The sequence below is a fragment of the Casimicrobium huifangae genome, assembly GCF_009746125.1.
Classification (GTDB): Bacteria; Pseudomonadota; Gammaproteobacteria; order Burkholderiales; family Casimicrobiaceae; genus Casimicrobium; species Casimicrobium huifangae.
Genome location: NZ_CP041352.1, coordinates 1,960,517 through 1,983,882, shown reverse-complemented (window position 1 = coordinate 1,983,882; position 23,366 = coordinate 1,960,517). Strand labels below are relative to the sequence as shown.

At 62.7% G+C, this 23,366-nt stretch carries 16 protein-coding genes and 1 tRNA gene; 2 read left to right on the top strand and 15 right to left on the bottom strand.

From position 1 onward, the window contains the following. Positions 1-67: 67 nt before the first annotated feature. The 7 genes from FKL89_RS09060 to FKL89_RS09030 all read right to left on the bottom strand — a co-directional run bounded on the left by FKL89_RS09060 (position 68) and on the right by FKL89_RS09030 (position 12,811). On the bottom strand, positions 68-5,653 hold the full coding sequence (locus FKL89_RS09060; protein WP_162527465.1) for an ExeM/NucH family extracellular endonuclease: 5,586 nt from the start codon (positions 5,651-5,653) through the stop codon (positions 68-70). A gap of 325 nt (positions 5,654-5,978) precedes the next feature. Further along, a complete protein-coding gene (locus FKL89_RS09055) occupies positions 5,979-6,974 on the bottom strand; it encodes a hypothetical protein (protein WP_238363561.1) in 996 nt (331 codons plus the stop codon). Further along, complete coding sequence (locus FKL89_RS09050) at positions 6,971-7,750, bottom strand: phosphonate ABC transporter ATP-binding protein (RefSeq protein WP_156862445.1); 780 nt, start codon at positions 7,748-7,750, stop codon at positions 6,971-6,973. The genes FKL89_RS09055 and FKL89_RS09050 overlap by 4 nt, the downstream gene beginning before the upstream one ends. Continuing rightward, positions 7,747-8,592, bottom strand: coding sequence for a phosphonate ABC transporter, permease protein PhnE (phnE, locus tag FKL89_RS09045; protein ID WP_238363560.1), 846 nt, complete (start codon positions 8,590-8,592; stop codon positions 7,747-7,749). Before phnE ends, FKL89_RS09050 begins: the two co-directional genes overlap by 4 nt. A 188-nt stretch (positions 8,593-8,780) precedes the next feature. Next, a complete protein-coding gene (locus FKL89_RS09040) occupies positions 8,781-9,650 on the bottom strand; it encodes a phosphate/phosphite/phosphonate ABC transporter substrate-binding protein (protein ID WP_156862443.1) in 870 nt (289 codons plus the stop codon). A 266-nt stretch (positions 9,651-9,916) separates the two neighbouring features. After that, positions 9,917-10,786: a GNAT family N-acetyltransferase gene (locus tag FKL89_RS09035; RefSeq protein ID WP_238363559.1), complete on the bottom strand. Its 870-nt coding sequence runs from the start codon at positions 10,784-10,786 to the stop codon at positions 9,917-9,919. A gap of 114 nt (positions 10,787-10,900) precedes the next feature. Further along, the gene (locus FKL89_RS09030) at positions 10,901-12,811 is read right to left on the bottom strand and encodes an FAD-dependent monooxygenase (RefSeq protein WP_156862442.1); all 1,911 of its coding nucleotides are present in this window, start codon (positions 12,809-12,811) and stop codon (positions 10,901-10,903) included. Between the two features lie 157 nt (positions 12,812-12,968). On the opposite strand from FKL89_RS09030, the gene FKL89_RS09025 reads away from it, so the two are divergent. Beyond that, positions 12,969-13,457, top strand: coding sequence for a MarR family winged helix-turn-helix transcriptional regulator (locus FKL89_RS09025; RefSeq protein WP_156862441.1), 489 nt, complete (start codon positions 12,969-12,971; stop codon positions 13,455-13,457). 139 nt (positions 13,458-13,596) lie between these two features. Here FKL89_RS09025 and FKL89_RS09020 read toward each other — a convergent pair. The 8 genes from FKL89_RS09020 to FKL89_RS08985 form a co-directional block, all read right to left on the bottom strand. After that, a tRNA-Ser gene (locus FKL89_RS09020) sits at positions 13,597-13,689 on the bottom strand. A gap of 51 nt (positions 13,690-13,740) precedes the next feature. Further along, positions 13,741-14,997, bottom strand: coding sequence for an aspartate kinase (locus tag FKL89_RS09015; RefSeq protein ID WP_156862440.1), 1,257 nt, complete (start codon positions 14,995-14,997; stop codon positions 13,741-13,743). A 107-nt stretch (positions 14,998-15,104) separates the two neighbouring features. Continuing rightward, positions 15,105-16,349 (bottom strand): beta-ketoacyl-ACP synthase II, encoded by a 1,245-nt coding sequence (gene fabF / locus FKL89_RS09010; protein ID WP_156862439.1) that lies wholly within the window; start codon positions 16,347-16,349, stop codon positions 15,105-15,107. Between the two features lie 92 nt (positions 16,350-16,441). Then, positions 16,442-16,678, bottom strand: coding sequence for an acyl carrier protein (gene acpP, locus FKL89_RS09005; RefSeq protein WP_156862438.1), 237 nt, complete (start codon positions 16,676-16,678; stop codon positions 16,442-16,444). A 137-nt stretch (positions 16,679-16,815) separates the two neighbouring features. Further along, positions 16,816-17,547, bottom strand: coding sequence for a 3-oxoacyl-ACP reductase FabG (gene fabG, locus FKL89_RS09000; protein WP_238363558.1), 732 nt, complete (start codon positions 17,545-17,547; stop codon positions 16,816-16,818). A gap of 322 nt (positions 17,548-17,869) precedes the next feature. After that, positions 17,870-18,169 carry a hypothetical protein gene (locus tag FKL89_RS08995; protein WP_156862436.1) on the bottom strand — a complete coding sequence of 100 codons (300 nt, stop codon included), beginning with the start codon at positions 18,167-18,169 and terminating at the stop codon, positions 17,870-17,872. A gap of 133 nt (positions 18,170-18,302) precedes the next feature. Next, positions 18,303-18,866: an ECF-type sigma factor gene (locus FKL89_RS08990; protein ID WP_162527464.1), complete on the bottom strand. Its 564-nt coding sequence runs from the start codon at positions 18,864-18,866 to the stop codon at positions 18,303-18,305. A gap of 43 nt (positions 18,867-18,909) precedes the next feature. Further along, a complete protein-coding gene (locus FKL89_RS08985) occupies positions 18,910-22,026 on the bottom strand; it encodes a serine/threonine-protein kinase (RefSeq protein ID WP_156862434.1) in 3,117 nt (1,038 codons plus the stop codon). A 241-nt stretch (positions 22,027-22,267) separates the two neighbouring features. Here FKL89_RS08985 and FKL89_RS08980 point away from each other — a divergent pair, with 241 nt between their 5' ends. Next, positions 22,268-23,224, top strand: a complete 957-nt coding sequence (locus tag FKL89_RS08980; RefSeq protein WP_156862433.1) for a LysM peptidoglycan-binding domain-containing protein — start codon at positions 22,268-22,270, stop codon at positions 23,222-23,224. The last annotated feature ends 142 nt before the right edge of the window (positions 23,225-23,366 follow it).

Here is a 23,366-nt window from a genome sequence, read left to right as displayed (position 1 = left end):
TCGCGAGTGCCCCGCAGAAACAAAAAAGGGGCTTACGCCCCTTTTTTGTTGGCCGCAACACGTTACTTCATCGGCTGCGACGACGAGCTCCGTGCCAGAAGCCGATGCCTGCGAGCAGCAAGCCAAGCAGCGCCAGCGCCAGCCCGTCAAGCCCAGGCACTGCCAGCAGCGCGCCGAACGAGACGGACGAGGCGTTGTTGTTGACCGCCGCGGGATCGCTGCCGCCCATCGCATCGTTGTCCGCCGCTGCACCGGCAGCGATGCTGATCGAGCTCAGCGCCGGCATCGGGAAAGTGACCGTGCAGGTCAGCGTCGCGCCTGCGGCCAGGCTGGCCGCAGGGGACCCCGTGCAAACCGGCGTGCTGGCACCTGCGGGCAATCCGGCCACGTTGAGGATGGTGCAAACCGCGTTGACTGCAGGTGCCGGACCGTTGTTGGTACAGGTGGCCGTGCAGGTTACGGTGGTGCCGGGTGAGGCCGACGTTGGCGTACAGGTGATGCGGCTGACCATGTCGGCGCCCTGCACCACAATCGTCGCCACCGCGTTGTCGCAAGCGGCTGCCAGCGGCGCGGCGTTGGCCGGCGTAGCACAGATCTGATAGGGCACTGAGTAGGTGCCTGCAACTGCCGACGCTGGCACCGTGACCGTTCCGTTGGCGGCGATAGTCAATACTGTTGGTGTGCCGACGCAACCGGCGCAGGTGACTGCCCCGTTTGCCGTGACCGTGGCGTTGCCCATGCCGGCGGTGCTCGCGGCCACCGTGCCCACCGTATCGTTGGCCAGCAGATTCACCACATTGGCGATGTTGTTCTGCACCGTGGTCGGGCCATCATTGACGGCGTCAACCACCAGTACCGTCGCGGTGGCGCTGGACACGGCACCACCGTTGGCGTTGGCAGCGCTGGTGGAGCCAGTGAAGACAATGGACGTATTGCTGTCGTCGCCACCACCCGCCGTGCCCGGCGCGGTGTAGCTGAAACTGCAAGTGATTGCGGCACCAGCGGCCAGCGTTGCCGGGCTGGCCGGCGAGCAGGACACCGCACTCACGGTGCCCAAGCTCGCGCTTGGCACGCAGGTCGGGTTGGTGGCCGGCGAGCCACCGGTATTGGTGCAAACCAGCGTCAGGCCAGTGAACGCCTGCCCCGGCGCGACCGCTGTCGGCACCAGCGTGAAGGCGGGGCTCATGCTGGCGACCACCACGGTCGTACTCGCAGTTGCACTGTTGTTGCCCGGGGTCGGGTCAGTGGTCGGCGAGCTCACGGTCGCCGTGTTGCTGATCAACGTCCCTGCCGCCGTCGCTGGCGCCACTGTCACCACCAGGGTGAAGACCGAGCTGCCCACCGGCAGTGTGCCGATGGTGGAGCAGTTGATCGTTCCGCCCGAGCCCACGGACGGATTGGTGCAAGACCAACCAGCCGGCGTCACTAGCGACGCGAAGGTAGTGCCAGCCGGCAAAGTGTCAGTCATCGCCGCCGAAGCCGCCACCGTTGGGCCGGCATTGGCCACGGTGATGCTGTAGGTGATTGTGTTGCCAGCGCCGACCGGATCGGGGCTGTCCGTCACGGTGACTGATAGATCAGCACTCGCCGTGACCGTGGTCGATGCGGTTGCGCTGTTGTTGCCGGTAACGGGGTCGGACGTCGGAGAGCCGACTGAAACAGTATTCGTTAAGGTCGTACCATTTGCAACGTTCGCGTCCGCTTTGACGACCAAGGTAAATGTCGAAGTACCAACGCCAAGCGTTCCCGGCAATGAACAGTTGAAGGCACCGGTCCCCCCCACGACAGGCGCTGTACACGGCCAACCAGGTGACGTAATCGAAACCATTGTGGTATTGGCAGGTATTACTCCCCCCACAGTCGGCGCAGCGGCAATGCTCGGGCCAGCGTTGGCCACCGCAATCGTATAGGTCAGATTGCTGCCCGCCTGCACCGGATCAGGCGAATCCGTTACCGTGACCGACAGGTCGGCCGACGCCGCGACAGTGGTGGTCGCCGTGGCGCTGTTGTTCCCTGCATTGCTGTCACCAGTGGTGGAGGTTACCGTCGCCGTATTCGAAAGCACGGTACCGCTCGCAACAGCGGCGCCGACGTTGACCGTCAGCGTAAACACTGAGCTGCCCACTGCAAAACTTGCCTGCGTGCAGGAGACGGTTCCGCCGAGGCCCACCGTCGGTGTGGCGCACGACCAGCCTGCGACCGTGGGCATCGAGACAAATGTTGTCCCTGCCGGCAACGTGTCGGACCAGGAGGCCGACGCGGCTGCATCCGGCCCGTTGTTGGTCACGGTGATGGTGTAGGTCAGGTTGTTGCCCGCAGTCACCGGATCAGGCGTGTCCACCTTGGTGATGGCAAGGTCGGCGACCTGGAACAGACCGACGATAACCGGGTCATGATCGGACGCGCGGTAGGGCGTACCCGGCGCGAACACGACACGCGGAGGCGTCAGCGCCGAGCCATCGGGCTTTTCCTCAAAGGTGGCTTCACCCGGCGAGTCGCGCACTTCGTCGTTGTAGTCGAACAGGTCGACCTCATCGGCATTGATATGCCAGATGCCGACACCGGTGACCTTGGGCGTGAGGCTGGTGCTGGCAAAGGCGTAGTCGAGATGACCAAGCTGACCATCGAACAGGTACGAGTAGGTGCCCGGCCCAAGCAATGTTGAGGCAAGATCGGTGTAGCCGCCGCTGGTGATCGTGGTGATCGGCGGCTCCATGGCATACGAATTGAAATCGCCGAGCAGCAGCACGTCCGGATTGCCTGCGGCCGGTATCACCGTGCTGCTGGTCCACGTCAGCAGACGAGTAGCCTGCGCGGTACGGGTCGCCGCCGAAGCGCCCTGCCCGTCACCGATATCGGTGTCACCCGGCAAACCTGCGCTCGATCCTTTTGACTTGAGATGATTGCCGATTACGCTGAAGCGTTTGCCGAACGCAGGGTTGGTGGCGTCAACCACATCAAATGTTTGCGCGATCGGCGGACGGCTGTGGATCGGATCGAGGTCAATCAGCGGCGAGCCGACCGGCGACACGACCCCGGTCCGGTAGATGAGGTTGATCCGGATGGCATCGGTACCCACGGTGCCGCCGGTGTTGACGAACGCGAACGGATGAGCTCCACCACAGCGGGTATTCACCGCACCAAGCAGATCGGTGACCGTCGCACTTGGCGTCGTGTTTTCCATCTCCATCAGCGCGTAGACATCCGCGTTAAGCGAGCAGATCACAATCGATGCCCGCTCGCGCTGGCGATTGAGTTCGGCCACGCTGTCGGCACCGCGGCAGTCGAGTGTTCCACCCGGGCCGCAGGGACCAGTGCTGTTGCTGGCCGTGGTGTCAATCGTCGTGAAGTAGTTGAGCATGTTCATGCTCACCGCCTTGATAGCCCCACCCACCGCCGGCGCCGCCGCCGGACGGGGATTGGCGACAGTAAAAGTCACAGGCGTGGCCGCCGTCGGGCGAATACGCCACGCGCTCGCGCTGCTGCCACCTGAGAAGCTCCAGTGCAGCACGCCAGTCAGGCCGTTGACGACGTCTCCGCCACGGAAGAAGTCGGTACCCTGCGTGCCCACCGAGAAGCCGCCGTTGGCGCGCGGGTGATAAATGAACTGGCTGCCATCGGGCAGGCCCAAGTAGGCCTGTTCGACGTCGTTGTCGTCATCAAGAACGACACGCCGTGCATCAAGACTGGCCAGATACGCTGCGTTACCCGCCACGCTGGGAGCGCTGGTTTCCGTGAATTGCATCGGACGCCCGCCCTGATACAGCTCGATGGTGCCGTAGCGGCCAAGCTGAAAATACTCCGAGACTGTCAGCGTATTGGCAAAGGTGACGCGCATGCCTTCACGAGCTTCGTAAAAGGCATTGATGTCGCCCGCTATGGGCAGCGTAATGACCGTCGGTGTAACCTGCGCCAGATTATTGCCAGCGTTGGTCACCACCACCGAGCCCGCGGTGCTGGCGGTGATCTCGGTCATGCCGTTGAATTCGGACACGACACCGGTCGCCCTCACGCGCTGGCCCTCGGCAACCGCAGTCGGGCAGCTATTGCAGAAAATGAAGATGCCCTCGGACGTGTTCGGATCGGCGTCGGCGTCAGCATCTTCCTCCTGCAGAAAGAAGCCCGACAGCTTCGTGGTGCCCTGATAGTTGCCGATGACAATGCCTTCGACCGTGACCGTCGCACCGACCATTGGCGAGGTCGCCCCGTTGCCCTGGACATCGTGGATTTTGGTGATATCGTCATTGACGATGGTGCCCTGCCCCTGGGTGTCGGTACCGATCGCGTTGGTGATGTTGGTGATATTGACAAAGAAAGTTTCGTCAAGCTCGGGCGTGGTGTCGCCGTTGACCAGCACGTCAAACGTATAGGTCGAGCTACCGGCGGGGATCGTTTGCGATGTCAGCGACTTCGCGGTGTAGTCGCTGGGCGCCGTCGCAGTGCCGTTTGCGGTAGCGATATCAAATGTCACGCCACCAGCTGGCGCCGGCGCCGACAGGCTCACAGTGAAGGTGAACGTCGTGGTGCCGGCGTTCCCCTCGCTCAGCGAAACGTCATTGATGGTGAGGTTCGGCGCGGCGTCGTCATTGACGATGGTGCCCTGCCCCTGACCGTCGGTCACCGTCGCGCCGGTCACGTTGGTCACGTTGACGAAGAAGGTCTCGTTGGTCTCTGGTGTGGCGTCGCCATTCACCAGCACGGTAAAGGAATACGTCGAGCTGCCAGCCGGGATCGTTTGTGCGGTGAGCGACTTCTGCGTGTAGTCGCTGGGTTGCGTGGCCGTGCCATCTGCTGTCGCAATGTCGAACGTGACACCGCCCGGACCGGCAGGCGCCGACAGACTGACCGTGAAGGTAAATGACGTGGTGCCGGCGTTGCCCTCGTTGAGGGAGACGTCTTTGATGGTGAGGTTGGGCAACGCCACAGCACCAAGCGGCGTAACCGACAGGTCGTCAATTGCAAGCCCGTGGTCCGCACCAACGTGGTCCGGATCTGACCATCGCAACATGAATTCGGTGCCGTTGGGGATACTGAGCCCGGTGATTACAAAACTGATGGCGGTGCGGTTAGCTGCGGTGTTGCCATTGAGTGCAGCAGCTGTGCCACCGGTAATGGGAGACGTAAAGTCGAGACTTGTCACGGCGACGCCCGCCGATTGAAATTCAGCCAGCGAACCGGTCACTGTGGGACTACCGACCAGGTAGGAAAAAGCCAGTGTCTGCGCCGCAGCTGCGCTGTTGCGCCACTGCTCACCCGTATAAGAAACATTCAACGACGTAATCGTTGTTCCGGTATTGTTCTGAAAGCGTACGCCCCAATACAGTCCGCCGATTGCGGTGTTACTGGAGCCAATCGACCCCAGCGCACGATCTGTAGCTGTGCCGGTCCCATAACTGTACAGGTTGCCGGCGTTTGACGATCCATCATTGGCGACAATTGTCGTACCAGTGCCGGTGCGAGCGTGATACCAGCCCGCGATGGTTGTGTTGTTAGTCCACGTCACGGACCCGGAGGCGGGTAGCGTATCGAAGGTTTGTGTGTATGGCGTTCCGAGCGTCGTCAGCGAAACCTGCGCTTGCGCCAGCCCCGCGCTCAGCGCCACAGCGGACGTTACTGCAGCCAGACAAATGCGGTGTAGAAAACGATGCAGCAAGGCAACCTCCCCGAAATAATTGTGACCAAGAGGCGTGCCCCTGACTGTTTTCATTATTCCCCAAACCCCCGACGACGTTCAAGCGCATTGATGTGACGGGGCTGCAATATTCCCACGGTTGAAACCACCCGGCGCTGCGCTGGTGTCGGAAAAGCACAATTCGCGCCGACCGTAGCTGGGCTCAACGGTACATCTTTCCAATGAAATGGCTTCAGCACTGGGCTTGTAGCCATGAAATGGCATAAGTCGACACGTCAATAAATAGACGCTGAGCCCTTTTCCATCAACGCTTTCAGCGAAAAGCCACTATCGCGCCGACGTGCACTCAGCGATGCACCGCCAGCGCGCGCTCGACGGCAAATGTCGGCCCCTCACTGATGCGCTGCCAGTAGGACAGCCAGGCGGCAGTCCCGGCCGGCCATTGCGCCAGAAATTCAGCGTGCCAGCGCGCGACGTCGAATCGCACGGGCAGCAGCGCAAGGTACGCACCCTGCACTTGAACCTCGCCGAGCGACGGATGCGGCGACGGCGACCGGCCGATGCGGGTGCAAAGCCCGGCCAGATCAGCACGGAAGTTGGGCATGCCTGTGGCGCCGTTGTTGGCCACCCACCCAAGCGTTCCGCCACTCGCGTGGGTGATGGCGCGCAGTGCAGGCAAGCAGGTATGCGTGCTGGCGAACACATCCACCCGCCCGCGGGTGAACACGCCACGCAGCCAGGACGTCGCATCGGTTGTATCTAGACTATCGAGCGCATCAACGTCAAATCGCCAACCCGCCAGCGAATCGGCATCACCGTGCACCACGCCGATGCGGCAATCGCCCACCTGATAGCGCGCAAACATCGGCAGCGATGCGATTTGCGCCGACAGCGCAGGATGCCGCCGCGCGGTCGCTTTCAGCATGGCATGAATCTGGTTCGACCGCTCGACCACGCCCGCGTCCACGCTGTCCGGATAGGCGCAGCCGCAACCCGCGTCATCGCCCGCAGAGCCGAACTCAGCCTCCACGTTGCCGACGATCGCATCGTGGGCCAGCACACGGCGATTAATCTCGGCGAAGCGGTCATCGGCGACGTTAAACCAGTTGAAATCGCCGTTGAAGCAAATGGTCGGTGTCACGCCGCCGCGCGCGTGCTCGGCGGCCACCATGCGCTCCACCTCGTCCAGCGCCGGCACGTTGCCGTACAGCCCGCCGACCACGTAGAGCGACGATGCTTCACGCACCGGCGCCCGCGCAATCGCTTCCGCACCGTAGCGATAGCGCAGCGGGCACACGCGGCCCGGTGCATCGGCGGTCATTGCATTGACCAATTCACTCACTTGAGAATTCCCCGCAGCTCAGCCGCAATCTCGCCATGCACGCGCTGGTCCGCCACCACTTGCCCGCGGCGCAGCACAATCACGCGCTCCGCCAGACGAGGCACAAGATCCAGATCATGCACCACGCAGACCAACGTTGCCTGCCGTTCGGCTACCACTGAGGTCAACAGCGCAATCACCTCGTCCGCCGCCTCAGCATCCAGGCTGGCAGTCGGCTCGTCGGCCAGCAGCACCGGCGCATCCTGATGCAGTGCGCGGGCAATTGCCACCTTCTGCCGTTCGCCGCCCGAGAGTGAATCTGTCCGTCGCGCAGCCGCCCATGCCATGCCCACGCGGGCAAGCGCTACTTGCGCCTGTTCGCGCTCATGCGCCGGCCAGCGGCGCAGCCAAGTGAGCCACGACGTCGTCCGTGCGGCACCGCCGATCAACACATTGTCGAGCACACTCAGGCGACCAATCAGATGCAGCCCTTGCAGCACCTGCGCCACTCGGCTGCGCAGATGGCGAAGCTCGCCGGACGACCGGGCATCGCGTGGCTCCCGCAACAGCGTAACGTCGGTGCCGAGCACGTTTAGCCGGCCATCGTGCACGCAGCTGAACGCCGACACCGTGCGCAGCAAGGTCGATTTGCCGGCACCGTTGTGGCCGACGATTGCCACGCGTTCGCCCGGAGCAATGGTCAACGACACATCGCGCAACAGCACCTGCTCGCCCGCATGCACATGCAAGCCCTGCGCCTCGATCACGGGTGTCGATGCAATCGTCGCGGTGCTCATACCAGTCGCCTGCGCACCGCGCGGCTCACCGCGTCGAACGCGGTAACCATGATCACAATCGCAATCAGCAGCGTAGCCAGTCGCCCCCACTGAAACAGCGCCATCGCCTCCGACAGCAGCAACCCGAGACCGCCGGCGCCCACCAGCCCAAGGATCGTCGAGTCACGGATGTTGAACTCCCACACGTAGAGCACCTGCGACACGTATTGCGGCAGCACGGCTGGCCACACACCGAGGAAGAACACCTGCCCCGCCGTCGCCCCAGTGGCACGCACCGCGTCCACCGGCTGCGTATCCAGCGTCTCGATCGCTTCTGCCAGCAGCTTGCCCAATGTGCCCGCCGAATGTGCCGCGACCGCGAGTATCCCGGCCGTCGCGCCAAGGCCCACGATGCCCACGAAGAACAGCCCGAACACCAGCGTGTGAATCGAACGCATCACGTCGAGCACGCCTTTGGCGACCCAGAACACCGGTCGCGGTGCGTTCAACGTACGCGCTGCCAGCAGCCCGAGTGGCAGCGCAATCAGCGCCGCCAGTGCCGTGCCCAGCGTCGCGATGCGCAGCGTTGTCCACAGCGCACGACCCACACCTGCGAGGTAGCGCCGCTCCGTCGCGCGCTGATCGTCCACGCGCAGCAGCTTGCCATCCTGATCACGAATTTCATGCCGCGTCTCGCCGAACCACACACGCAAGAAACTTGGCTCCGACATCTCGGCCACCGTCTTCTGCAAGTTCTGCCACGGCTTGCGGCCGAAACTCAACTCGTCCTCCGCCGCCAGCGTCCACACACTGGTCAGTACCAGCAACGCGCAGGCGGTCAGCAGAAGCCAGAGTGCTGACACGCGCGGCCGCTGCGCATACACCGGCCCGCGCGAATGCGGCGCCGCGCCAACAACATCTCGCGTCACATCACCCAACATGCAAATCAATCAATCAACAAATGCAACACTGGTACGGGGAACACGGGCATCCGCACGCACCCGTTTGTGGTGAGCTCGTCGAACCATGAACGCACTTCAACCGTACCCGCTCAATTGCCCGGCAACTGCCCGCTCGCGAGGCCCGCATCGCGAATCGGGCGGTAATAGCTGTTGTCCTTCGCCACAAACCCCGTGTAACGCAGCGGCAGCAAGTTCGGGGTCTTTGCAAGCTCGGGGCCGATCTTCTCCAGCGCGCCGCGCAGTTTCGCCACGAACGCCGCGTCCTTCGCCAGCGTTGCACTCACAGCGACCGCATCATTGGGCAACGGGTCCGACGTCCAGAAAATCACGCTGTCGCTTGCCTTAATCTGGCCGTCGGCAATCATCGCGTCGCGATTGCGGTTGTAGTCCGCCCCTGCATCGAGCTCGCCACGCGTCACCTGCAACTCAATCGCCTGATGTTTGGTGTTGATCACCTTGCCCAGGAATTTGCTGACGTCGATGCCATTCTTCTGGAAGTGATAGTTCGGTATCAGGTAACCCGAGGTCGAGCCTTTGTCGCCAAACGCGAAGGTCTTTCCCTTCAAATCCTGGATGGACTTGATGCCCGATTTTGGGTGCGTCACCATGATCGCGAAGTATTCCGGCTTGCCGTCGTAGAGGATCGTCGCCACCGCCTGCGCACCCGCGACGTGATTGGCCAGCACATAACCCCACGGCCCCATCAGGGCAATGTCTGTCTCACCATTCGCCAGCGACTTGGCCAGCCCTTCCCAAGTGTCAACCGTATAGAGCTTCACATCGCGGCCAAGCTGCTTGCCGATGTACTCCGCCAGTGGCCGATAGGTCGCGTCGTTCTTCTCCTTGTCGGGCTGGTAGAGGCCGACACCAAAGCGCAGGAGGTCAGCGGCGTCCGCTGTCACGCTGGTTGCGAACGCAAGGCCCAATGCGGCTAAAGCCAAAAACAAGCTCTTTTTCATGGCGGAAATTCGTGTGAATGAGAGGAGGAAATTACGCGAATCAAGTTTACTGAGAGCGCTCGCCAGTCGCCAGCTGCTCAAGCAGGAACGAGGATTGCACGCACTGTTCGTCGTCTTGTCCCGCAAAACCTTGCAGTGCAACTACCATTGGTCACTGCAACGATCGGGCAGCGGGTGCTTGTCTAACGAGAGACTTGATGCACGAAACACGCGACGAGCTCGCGGCCGCACCTGAATTTGCCTTCAATCCTGCCCACCGCGTTACCTCACCCCAGCTCAAAACTGGTGATGCCATAGGTGCGATCAGGGGAAATCGCTGGTGCTGCGCCGAGATACATCCGCGCTGTTTCAAAGACGACCAGCATGCCTCGCCGGGTGGCCAGTTCCACGGCCGCCGGTTGGGTCGTCATCACGTCCAGGTAGAACGGCTCGCCAGCGGGGACATGTTGCAGCACCGCCGAAAAGATCGCGTCGGCGATTGCCGGTGAATCGGCAAACAGCGGGCCTATCTTGTAACCCGTGCGGCACGGCCGCACTACGCCGTAGCCGAGCAAACCGCCGTCGCCCGGCACAGCGAGCGCGACCGTGCCCGGCTGCGTCACCCACGCTTGCAGGAAGTCGGCCCTCGCTGCCGGGAAAAAGCTGCGGTCGTATGCCTGCAGCGCCTCCGGTGGCAACTGACTGATCGGCACCAGGTTGACCGAAGACGCCGCAGCGGGTGGCCCGCCCGCCGATTGCTGCCCTGCGTAGCGCGCGTTGCGGTGCGCCAGCTCGAAGCCGGACCGGCGATAGTTGTCCTGCTGGGCGACGACGCCGTCGAGACCGACGGTGCGCCCCTGAAGGCGAGCCAGCGCGGCTTGCCAGATCGCCCAGCCGTAGCCCTTGCCGCGAAATTCAGGCTTGACGATGTAGAACCCGATGAACCCGTAGGTGCTCCCATAGCGCACGGCCGAGATGAGGGAGACCGGTTCGCCATCCAGCTCACCGATCAGAAAGCCGCCGGGGTCCGCCGCGAAAAATGGGGCTGCGTCGTGCAAGCCGGGGTTCCAGCCCTCCTGCGCTGCCCACTCAACGGTCAGCGGTAGCTCGTCGCGGCGCATGGTGCGGATGATCAATGGACTGGCAGTCTCGGGCATCGGTCGCCCCTCTTCACGTGCAATATCGGCATCGAAGCGTACTGCATCACCGACGCGAAGAACGGCGGCACCGGTGTTGTGCGGTGTTGCTGCAGCGTTCAGACCACAGGCAAATTACCGCAAAAAGCCCGCGAAGAATGCCGACAAGGCGTCGAAGCCATCCAGCGGCAGCACATGCGCAACGTACTGATCCGGACGCACCACGACCATGCAGCCGTGGTCGCGCTGGATGCCGCGCATGTCAAAAATGTCGCCCGCACCCTTGTGATCGACGCAAAAGACTTTTTCGTAGTCAGTCAGGCCCAGTTTGCCCGTCTTCGGCCGCAGCAGCGAAGGCATGTTCTCAAACGCGAGCTGCTCGAAGGTCTGCTGGAACACCGCGCGGAAGTCGATCAGCGCATCAATGTCCTCGCCACTTCGGGTATGGCGGACGACGGGCGAACTTGGGTTGGTTTCCAGCCAGTCCGCGAGTTTGTGAATCGCTGAGCCCGCGTCCGAACTATCGGCCTTGCCAGCGAAGGCGTAGATGCGCCACCGGGCGTCTGCTTCAGCAACATGCCCGAGCTGCATCTGCTTCGCATCTGCCAGACGCACTACCGGCGCAGAGTGAAAGCGGCGGCCGATCTCGAGCCCGCTCGCGAGCGCCTGCCACGTCGATGCAGCGAAAAGTGCTGACTGGTCATATTTGACTGCGGTGCCGCCAGTGAACTCGAGGTTCTGCTTGAACTGGCGAATGATGCGCGGCTCTTCGGTGCCATCGCGCTCGGCCTGGGTGGTAGGCGCCGACATGATGCGGGCCCATTGGTGATCGGTCTCGACCAGTCGCCTGGCCTCGGTCAGCCGCTCCCGCGAGTAGCTGCGCAACAGGCTGGCATCGGCCCGCCCCTGCAGCACATGCGCCAGCTTCCAGCCGAGGTTGAAGGTGTCCTGCATCGAGACATTCATGCCCTGCCCTGCCTTTGGGGAGTGCGTGTGGCAGGCATCGCCAGCGGTGAAGACGCGCGGGTTACGCGTCGCATCGTCGCCCACGTTGTCGAACTTGTCGGTGATGCTGTGCCCGATGTCGTAGATGGACCACCAGACCACCTCCTTCACATCAATCGAGTACGGCCGGATGATGCGGTTGGCGGCGGCAATCATGTCGTCCTGGGTGAACTTGCGGTGCGCGGCCTTTTCGTCGGGCCGGAGCTTGTCGAGCTCGACGTACATGCGGAACACGTAACCGCCTTCACGCGGCAGGATCAGCACGTTGCCTTCATTGGCCGAGGAGATCAGGCACTTCTGACGCACATCCGGGAAATCGGTGTTGGCCAGGATGTCCATCACACCCCAGGCCTGATGCGCCGCATCACCATGCAGCTCGCCGCCAATGGCCCTGCGTACGGCCGAGTGCGCGCCGTCGCAGCCGACGACGTAGTTGGCCCGCACCGTTCGGGTTACACCCCAGTTCAAGCCGGTGGCGTCCTTGAGCGTGACCGTCACCGGGTGATCGGCAGTTGTGTCATCAATCGTCAGGCCGACGATCTCCCAGCCGTAGTCAGGCTCCAGCCTTGACGGGGAGTTCTTCATCACCTCGAGGAACAACTCGTGCAGCCGCGCCTGGTTGATCAGGATGTGCGGCATTTCCGAACTGTCGTCTGCGACGTCCTGCACGCGACCCACCCGCTTGATGTGGGCCGGGTTCGTGGGGTCGGGCATCCAGAACGCAGTCTGGTTGACCCAGTAGGTCTCGCGTTTGACCTTGTCGGCGAACCCGAACGCCTGGAACATTTCCATCGTGCGGGTGTTGATGCCGTCCGCCTTGCCCTTGATGATGTTGCCGGACATGCGCTCGACAATCATCGTCTCGATGGCAGAGAACTGCGACAACTGCGCGGCCAGACAGAGACCAGCCGGGCCGGTGCCCGCGATCAGCACATCCACCTTGTCCGGCAGCGGCTCGTCGCGACCACGATTTCGCCGGTTGGGCGCTGCCTCTCGAACGTCCGGATTGCCGCCCCTGAAGCCATCTTTGTAGAACTGCATCGCTTGCCACCATGAGTTTGAAAGTGAGGCCGAAATTCCGGCATGAGATTAATAATAACTGTACTTATTAATTGTCGTCAAGTTAATATGCATAATTACCAAACAGCTTGGAAGCAAGCTATTCAGGCCGCAACGACGTCTCGACGGGAACAAGGGCATGACCATATTCGACATGGCGGGGCATCTGATCCGCCGCCTTCATCAGCAATCGACCTATTGCTTCGCCCAGCGGACGCAGGCAGCCGGCATTGATCTGACACCCGTGCAGTACGCCGCGCTCGAGGCCATCAATACGCGCCCTGCGACCGACCAGGCGCGGGTTGCCGAGATCATTGGCTACGACCGCGCAACGATTGGCGGTGTCATTGACCGCCTGGAGAAAAAAGGGTGGATCAGTCGTGTCGTGAGCGATCGCGATCGCCGGGCGCGCGAGCTCACGCTGACGGGCGATGGCCAGCAAGTGCTGTCGACGCTACATCCCATCGTGCAAGCCGTGCAGCAGGACATTCTGCATCCGCTGAGTGAGGCCGAACGCGAGAGTTTTGTGAGCCTCGCCCGGAAGGTGGTGTGGCAGGGCGACGACGCGACAGGGGTGACAGGGGCGACTGACGGCGACGAAAAATCCCCAGTCACCAGAAAGCTGTAGCGCGAGCCAGCCACTAGCCAAATGCACAAGCACAACCCATGTGCCTGGCACAGCGTCGCCAAGTGCCAGAAAGCAAAAGCCCCGCAGGGCGGGGCTTGGGGTCTTGAAGGGCCGGTGAAAGCGCCCTAAAGACTGGTTCTGGCGGAGACGGAGGGATTCGAACCCTCGATGCAGCTCATCACCGCATACTCCCTTAGCAGGGGAGCACCTTCGGCCTCTCGGTCACGTCTCCGTAAGCTCTTGATTGTAGCGGGTTTTATTTTTCCCGCTACTGCGCTGCCGATTACGCGGCCGCCTTGTCCAGCTCGAACGCACGATGCAGCGCGCGGACGGCCAGCTCCATGTATTTGTCGTCGATCACCACGGAAATCTTGATCTCGCTGGTGGAGATCATCTGGATGTTGATGCCCTCTTTCGACAGCGTTTCGAACATCAGCGCGGCGATGCCCACGTGCGAGCGCATGCCGATACCGACGACTGAGACCTTGGCGACTTTCGGGTCACCAGTGACCTCCTTGGCGTGAATGGCTGGCTGCACATCGTTCTTGAGCACGTCGAGCGTCTTTTGCAACTCGTTGCGATGAACAGTGAACGAGAAGTCGGTGGTGCCACCAACGCCGGCGTTCTGGATGATCATGTCGACATCGATATTGGCCTTAGCGACCGGACCGAGAATCGCGTAGGCAATGCCCGGCTTGTCCGGTACGCCGAGCACGGAAACCTTCGCTTCGTCACGGTTGAAGGCAATGCCGGAGATGACTGCTTGTTCCACGTTTTCGTCTTCCTCAAAACTGATGAGCGTGCCCGAGCTGGCTTCTTCCGCGATCGGGATCATCGGATCGCTGAAACTGGTGAGCACCCGGGTCGGGACTTTGTATTTACCGGCAAATTCGACCGAGCGAATCTGCAGAATTTTTGAACCAAGAGACGCCATTTCGAGCATCTCTTCGAAGGTGACGGTCTTCAGCGGACGGGCATCCGGCTCGACGCGCGGATCGGTGGTGTAGACGGCGTCAACGTCGGTGTAGATCAGGCATTCGTCGGCCTTCATCGCGGCCGCGACCGCCACCGCCTGGGTATCGGACCCGCCACGACCCAGTGTCGTGATGTGACCGTCGTCAGTGACGCCCTGGAAGCCGGTGATCACCACCACCTTGCCTTTGGCCAGCTCGTCGCGCACGCGCTTGTCGTCGATGCTGGTGATACGCGCCTTGGTGTACGAATCATCGGTACGGATCGGCACCTGCCAGCCGCAGAAGCTGATGGCATCGACGCCCTCGGCCTGCAGTGCAATCACGAGCAAACCGACCGAGACCTGTTCGCCAGTGGAGGCGATCATGTCCAGCTCGCGCAGGCTGGCGTTGCCGTCAACCTCTTTGGCCAGCGCCAGCAGACGATTGGTTTCGCCGGACATGGCGGACGGCACGACCACCATCTGGTAGCCGGCGCGGTGCCATTTGGCGACCCGCTTGGCGACGTTCTTGATGCGCTCGACCGAGCCCATCGAAGTACCGCCGTATTTGTGAACGACTAGGGACATAGTAGAAGTTGGTAGGGCGGGATTCGCCTTGAAAGCGTGCCCGCCGGGTGTAATACGAGGCGGGCAATGCCCGCCCTACATCGGGCGCGAAAGCAACCGTGTCTTCGTCAAATTCGCTTAAAGACCAGCGTGCTATTGGTGCCGCCGAAGCCGAAGCTATTGGACATGACCGTGTTGACTGCGACCTGACGTGCCGTGTTGGGCACCAGGTCGAGATCGACCGCCGGGTCCTGCTTGTGCAGGTTGATGGTCGGAGGAATCACGCCGTGGTACAGCGCGAGGATGGTGAAAACAGCCTCCACCCCGGCGGCGGCGCCGAGCAGGTGACCGGTCATGGACTTGGTTGAGCTGACCATGAGCTTTTTGGTGTGATCGCCGAACGCGGCCTTCACCGCCGTTGCCTCGGCGATATCGCCAAGCGGCGTCGAGGTACCGTGCGCGTTGACGTAATCGATGTCGGACGGGTTCATCCCGGCATTGCGCAGCGCATTCAGCATGCAGCGGCGGGCGCCATCACCGTCTTCGCGCGGCGCCGTGACGTGATAGGCGTCACCCGACACACCGTAACCGACCAGCTCACAATAAATTTTTGCGCCACGGGCCCTGGCATGTTCCAGCTCTTCGATGACCAATACCCCGGAGCCTTCGCCCAGCACAAAACCGTCGCGATCGACGTCCCATGGGCGGCTGGCGCCCTCAGGGTCATCGTTGCGGGTGGAAATGGCTCGCGCGGCGTTGAAGCCACCGATACCCAGTTCGCACACGGCAGCCTCGGAACCGCCGACCACCATGACATCGGCGTCACCGTATTCGATCTTGCGCATGCTCTCGCCGATCGAATGGTTGGCCGTGCTGCAGGCAGTTACCACCGCGAGGTTCGGGCCCTGAAAGCCGTACTCGATGGACACCAGCCCGGAGATCATGTTGATGATCGAACCGGGGATGAAGAACGGCGAAATCTTGCGCGGACCGCCCTCGGCGAGTGCCTTGCAGGTGTCCTGGATCATCGGCAGCCCGCCGATGCCGGAGCCGATCGACAGGCCATAGCGATCCGGGTTGGCGGGGTTGGGCGCGATGCCGGCGTCAGCAAGCGCCTCTTTCGCGGCGGCAATGCCGTAATGGATGAAGGTGTCGTAGCGACGCGCTTCTTTGCCCGACATGTACTTGGCCGGATCAAAGCCCTTCACCTCGCCAGCGATATGCGTGTTGAACGCCGTGGAGTCGAAGCGGGTGATCTGGCCAATGCCGGAGCGGCCATTGGTGATCGAGTCCCAGGCGGCGCTCTGGCCAATGCCCACGGGGCTCACGATACCGAGCCCGGTAACGACGACGCGGCGCTGTCTTGCTGTCATGGTGAATAACTTTTCGCTGAATCGGAAACAAAAGAAAAAGGCGGCTCAGTGGCCGCCTTTTCTGAGTAGCTCAAAGGCGGAGACCCTGAGACTTATTTCTTGTGCGAGTTGATGTAGTCAATCGCGAGCTGGACAGTCGTAATCTTTTCAGCTTCTTCATCCGGAATTTCGGTGCCGAAGGCTTCCTCAAGGGCCATGACGAGCTCGACGGTGTCGAGAGAGTCTGCACCCAGATCATCGACAAACGACGATTCGTTCTTGATGTCGGCTTCCGCAACGCCCAGTTGGTCAGCAACGATTTTTCTTACGCGGGCTTCGATATCACTCATGGCAAATCCTTAATGGATCCTTCAAAGAAAAGCGGCAAAAAAGCCGCAGCGGAAGCATTTTAGCAAACGCGATGTGACGACTAGAAGGCGTTTTCAATGTCGCAAATGCCGCTCAAAATGGCTGAACTGCGCGGAAATTACGCGTAATACATTCCGCCATTGACGTGCAGGGTCGTGCCGGTGACATAACCGGCGTGCTCGTCGCACAAAAACTTCACCGCGTGCGCGATGTCGTCCGGCGTACCAAGGCGACCCGCTGGAATCATTTCGACCAGCTTCGCGCGCTGCGCTTCCGGCAAGGCTTGCGTCATGTCGGTATCAATAAAGCCGGGCGCCACCAGATTCACGGTGATCCCGCGCGAACCCAACTCGGCGGCGAGCGATTTGGTCATGCCGATCAGGCCAGCCTTGGCGGCGGCATAGTTGACCTGCCCGGCGTTGCCCATCGAGCCCACCACCGAGCCAATATTCACCACGCGGCCAAAGCGAGCCTTCATCATCGCGCGGCTGACGGCGCGGGTGAGCCGGAACACGCTCTTGAGGTTAGTGTCGAGAACGGCGTCCCAGTCATCGTCCTTCATTCGCATCAGCAGCGTGTCACGCGTGATGCCGGCGTTGTTGACGAGAATGGCAACGGCCCCCTCCTTCGCCTCGATGTCCTTCAGCGCGGCGTCGATGGCGGCGGCGTCGGTGACGTTGAGCACGATGCCGCGACCGCCCAGCGGCGCCAGCGCCGCACCGATTCGGTCGGCGCCGTCCTGCGTGGTGGCGGTACCGATCACTTTTGCGCCGGCCTCGGCCAGCGTTCGTGCAATGGCCGCGCCAATGCCGCGTGTCGCCCCGGTGACCAGGGTCACTTTGTCCTTCATGTCCGATCCTCTCGCGATGTTCTCTGAGTTTTCTGCGCGGTGGTGACACCGCAAAGTGTGGACGGAATTAGAGCACGCGGGGACACGCCAAAGCATAGTGTCAACGCAGCATCGGGCCAAACAGCTTTTTACCGAAACGCCTATTCAATAAGGGCTGTATGGGATTTTTGCTGATTCTCGACTTTTTAATTTTCGACTGTCCAGCCCTTATTGGATAAGGCTTTTTTACGAAAGATGCCTGCTGTTGGCAGCCGTTCTGCGCTCACGGGGTGAATCGTCCGCGATCTGCGACGGATCCCCTGCGCGATAATGAACAGACGCTTTAGCGCTTGCCCGGTGATTGGTCGCCGCCGCTTTGGCCGGACGCCACTACCAACAGCGGCCACGCGGTGACGAGAAATTCCGCTGCGACCATGCGGTCGCGCAGTTCAAGCAGGTGCTGCACCGCGCTCGCGGTGGCCGGTTGCGTCAATTGCAAACCTTGCAGCAGGACACCACGCTCAGCCACCTGGCCGGTCGCGTCGATACGGTCGAGCCACTGCAATGCCAGCCGCCACTGCGCGGCATCCAACGCCGGCGGCAACGCCGGCGCAGACGGCGCACAAACGCCGGACGATGTCATCTTGACCGCCATAGCTCAAACAAATGCAGATTGCTCCTCTTGCCGGTTTAACGGCAGCATCACGTTGGGTCGGACATGGCAGTGCGCCCCTGCCACGTGCGGAGGCACCGTGCATCGTCAGCGGCGACGGCGATCAATCCTTCAGCATCGCATACAGAAAAAGGCGCGCCTTCTCCCAGTCGCGGCCGACGGTACGCACGGTGACGCCGAGGCATTCGGCGATCTCGCTATCCGTCAGCCCGGCGAAGTAGCGCATTTCGACCACGGTCGCCAGACGTTGATCCACTTGCTCCAGCTTGGTCAGGGCATCGTGCACAAACAGCGCCTCGTCGCCTTTGGTTCGGCTGTCGGGCGAGGCCTCGGCAATCGCCGTATTGAGCGTGACGTCAAACTGCCCGCCGCCGCGGCGCTCGGCGTTGGCCTCGCGGATCAGATCGACAATCACCGACCGCATCACTTTCGACGCATAGGCCAGGAAGTGATTGCGGCCGCTGACATCCAGCGATTTGGCATTGACGAAACGCAGATAACTGTCATGTACCAGCGCGGTGGTGTCGAGAGAAATGCGGTTGCCACCCTGCCGCAGGCGGCTGTGCGCAATGCGGCGCAGCTCCGGATAGAGGCTGGCATAGGCTTCATGCGCGGCCTGTGATTCGCCGGCGCGCGCGCGCGACAGCAGCTCGGTAATCTCACTCATGTCAGACATCCCTGCGCACCGGCGACTGGTAGCTGGCTCACCTTCATTGTTCCACCATCTTGCCGGCCAGCAACTGTCGGCCCCAGGCCAGCGAACGGCTGCCGCTGGCATAGTGCTTCTCCATGATGTCCACGGCAGTCCGCAGCGTCGTTGGTGCGCTGTCACGACCAAGGCGCAGCTCTGCCTCGCCCAGCAGCAGCAGCAGATCAGCCCGGTAGTGGACTGGAAGCTCAAAGCCGGAATCAGGCCGCAGCCAGTTCGTCGACAACTGACGCACCGACTCCCAATCGCGACGGGATGCCGCAGCCCGTGCCCGCCGGATGTCACCGGTCAACCGCGACTGCGGTGTCATACCGTCATCGCCGCGCGGCTCGTTGGCAGCGCTGGGATCAGTGCTCATCGGTGCCTGGCCTTCAGCGGGGACGGTATCGCCAGCGGTGCGCGCAGCGGCCGTTCGTCGCGCGGCGAGCTCGGTGGCGACTCGCGTGAGCGACATCGCCGTGTGCGATGGCAGGCCCTTTTCGTCGCGTATCCGGTACGCCGTCGCCAGCGCAGCATCGGCGATATCGAACTCGCGGGCGGCAACAGCGGTGCTGGCCAGGCTGACAGCGTCGGCCGCGATCAGGTTGGTCTGACGGCCGTCGCGCTCCGCCAGTGCGCGCTGTGACAGCTGCAGCGCGCGACGGGTGTCGCCGCGAGCCGAGGCGATGGTGGCCAGCGCGCCGCTGATGCTGGATCGCATATTGGCGGCAGACGGTTCGCTACCCGTCACCGCGCTGTGCGCCGACTCCAGAGTGCGAGCTGCGCTGTCGAAGTCCCCGCGCCCGGCCCGTGCCAGTTGCAAGCCTCTTCCAAACACGGTCGCCTCGACCGGATAGCGGTGATACGGCCGCAGCAACTCGACCGCTTTCGCCAGCGAACGCTCGGAGTCGGTCAGGCGCAGCAAGCCGCGCTGCGTCATGCCAATGCCGCCGAGCGCCTGGGCGTATTCGAGACTGTCTTCGCCGTAAAGCTGCGCGTATGCCGCCGCCGAGCGTTGCAAGGCCGCGAGCCCTGCCTCGTAATTGCCCAGCTCGCGCTCCGCCAGCGCCAGGGCAGTTTCGGCGTCAGCCTTGAGCCGCAGCTGCGTCGGGTGCTGTTGCAGGATGCGCAGGGCCTCCTTCGCCGCAGCAAGCTTCTCCTGCGGTCGCGCGCGATCAATCGTGCGCGCCTCTATGACCCAGGCGCGGGCCAAGGCAGGTGATTCAGCGGCGTGCTTTTGCAGGATGGCTTTGGCCTCGCGCACCAGGTCCATGCGCTTGCCGGCAATATCGTGTGCCTCAACCCAGGCGAGATCGAGAATCGCGTTGGCGTACTCAACGGATTGCCTGCCGTGGCGCTGCGCGACGCGCTCAATGGTTTTCTCACGCAGCCGCTTCGACGTTTCGTAGTCGGCCAGGTTCTCGTAAAGTTTGCCAAACAGCGCGTAAAGCGAGTCATCGACGCTGCTGTCGCCGGTCCCGGCTGCCTCCAGGCGGGCCGTGCCGCGGTCGAGCAACTGCTTGGCGGTCAGCTTGCGGACTTCGACAGCATTCTTCTGGTCGTTGCTGTTGGCAGCAAACAGATCCACCATGAAGCCATGCACCGACGTCGCCCGCTGCGTCTCGCGCGTCGCGGTGATCGCCTCACGATCAGCCCGCACCGCCGACTGATTGGCAGCGTTCGCCGCTTCGCTCGCCCGCCGGGCCGCCTGCAACGCGGCAGCGGCCTCGGTATCAGCGCGAGCAGCCTCGGCACGCGCCGCCTGCGCTTCAACATCAGCACGCTGGCTTTCGGCGCGGGCGCGCGCTGCTTCGGCGTCGGCACGGGATTTTGCTTCCCGCGCAGCCACCGCCTCGCGATCGGCACGTCCTGCTTCGTTGCGCGCCACATCGGCCTGCCACATGGCGGCCGCAAAGCCGCCCACCAGCGCCGTCAGCACCGCCGCACCGGCCCCCACCGGCAGCCGGTTGCGCGCGATGAACTTGCCTGCCCGGTAGCCCCAGGAATCGGGTCGCGCCAGCACCGGACGTCCATCCAGATAGCGGCGAACATCATCGGCAAAAGCGGACGCCGTGGTGTAGCGCTGCTGCGGATCCTTGCGCATCGCGTGGGCAACGATGGTGTCGAGATCGCCGGCGAGCGCCCGCGCCAGCCGCTCGCCACCGTTACGTCGCCGCACCGCCTCGCTCATGCGCGGTGGATCGGAACCGACTATCGCCTCCTCAAGTTCAGCGCGGGTGCCCCGCTTCAACGTGTATGGCTTCTGCCCGGTCAGCAACTGGTACAGCACCACTGCCATCGAATAAACATCGCTCGCGGTGCCAACCGCCGTGCCCTGGATTTGTTCCGGACTCGCGTAATCGAGCGTCAGGGCGCGTCCCGTCACCACCGTGAGCTCCGAGTCGGCCGCGTGCGCCACCGGGTCATCGAGCAACTTGGCGATGCCGAAATCGAGCAGATGGACGCGACGGTCGTCGCTGACCAGAATATTGGCCGGCTTCAGATCGCGATGAATGACCAGATTGCCGTGCGCATATTGCACGGCATCCGCCACCTGCAGAAAGCACTGCAGACGGTCGCGCACGTCAAGCCGCTGCGCATCGCAATACTCGGTAATCGGCTGACCAACGATGTATTCCAGTGCGAGAAACGGCTGCCCATCAGCACTGAAACCGGCGTCGTAAAGCCGCGCAATGTTCGGGTGAGTCAGCGACGCCAGGATGTCGCGCTCGCGGGCGAAGCGTTCCGCCAGCGCGCCACTGCGATGGCCCAGCGGCAGCTTCAGCGCCACCTGCCGTTTCAGGGTGCCATCGTCCCGATGCGCGAGCCAGACAGCGCCCATTCCCCCCTGACCGATGGGTCGGTCCAGCACATAGGGGCCGACATGCGCGCCCGCCACGAGCGCAGCGCTTGCCGGTTCGCCCGCAATCACCGAATCGCCACCGCTGGCGGGGCTCAGCAGAAACGTGGTGGACATGTCCGCCTGTTTTGCCAACATCTCGCGCACCAGCGGGTGCAACGTGGCGTGCGGCCCGGTCGCCAGCTCGGCAAGCCAGCGCGTACGAGCCTCGTCGTCGAGCTCGAGCGCCCTGTCCATCAGCTCGGACAGCGTCTTCATCGCCTGCAGTGTGAGTTCCAACTGCTCCCCCGGTTGTTGCGGTCGCGGCGCCAGCGGCCAATCAGATGGCAGCTGTTGCGGCGCGGTGGTTGCGGCTGCCGAAAGTGTAGCCGTGCCCTTTCAGAGACGGCGCGACGCATCCAAATGCGCCAGCATGGCAACCACTGCCTGTGTGACAAATTGTTTCCGCTGTCCGAGTTTCTCCACCCAGCGCGTGAAACCGGACAGGCGCGGCTTGCGCCGGCCGCAACCGGAGACAGCAGTGATCATCTACGCAGGCATCGACGGCACGTCCACCGAAACCGATACCTACGAACGGACTTACTACAACAGTTTCGTCAACCGCCTGCATCGCAATGAACTGCTGCCGTTCGACGACACCTGGTATCTGCGTGGCCCGTATTTGAGCGGATTCGACACCGACAAGCGGGCGCGTGCCTGCCACACCTGGGTACGCGACTACTGGAAAAGCGGCAAGGTGAAGGCCATATTTCTGGGCGGCCACAGTCGCGGCGGCGCTGCCGTCATTGAGGTGGCAAGCTGGCTGGCGGAGGAACAGATTCCGGTTGAGTGCATGGTGCTTTACGACGCCGTTGACCGCACCAACACGCTGGGCGGCGACGTCTGGAACACGCCCATTGCACCCACCGTCAAGCGCGTCATCTACCCGCAGCGCGATGTGCTGCTCACCTGCTCGCGCCTGTCGTTTGGCAACTGCGGCTTCCGGCATCAGGCGAGCACCACGTTCCTGCACCAGAAGTTCTTTGCCACGCACAGTGGTATCGGCGGCGTACCATGGCCCAAAGCCGTGCTGCCGGGTACCGAGCTGCCGAACCCGACCGGCCTGATCTGGGAGCCGGGGGAAATCAAGAGCTCGCACGTCACACCAGCGCGTGACGCCGCCGGATCGCAGCAAGTGTGGAGCTGGTCGTCGGGACATCTGGCGTTCGCCTACAAGCTCTGCAAGGACCGGCTGGCGCGCGAGGGGAACAGCCAGCCGGGTTTTCAGGTGCCCGCGCAACCTGGCACGCCGGCGCATTTGCCGCCGACGGGCAAGCCGCGCATTCATGTCGTGGTTGCCGGCGACTGGTTGTCGAAGATCGCGCTCAAGTACTACGGCGACGCCATGAAGTATCCGGTGATTCACAAGGCCAACCTCGCCGTCATCGGGCCTGATCCCAACCTGATCAAACCCGGTCAGCGTCTGGTAATTCCGTAGCACCAACACGATGGCGACCACATTCGGACCGTGGGCTCGGCCCACCTGGCAGGCGCCCTTCCACTGTGCCGTTGCGGACATCAGCTTTGGTACCAAGCTGCCAATAAACCGGGCGTGCCGATCAGTTTCTTCAAAAGTCGAC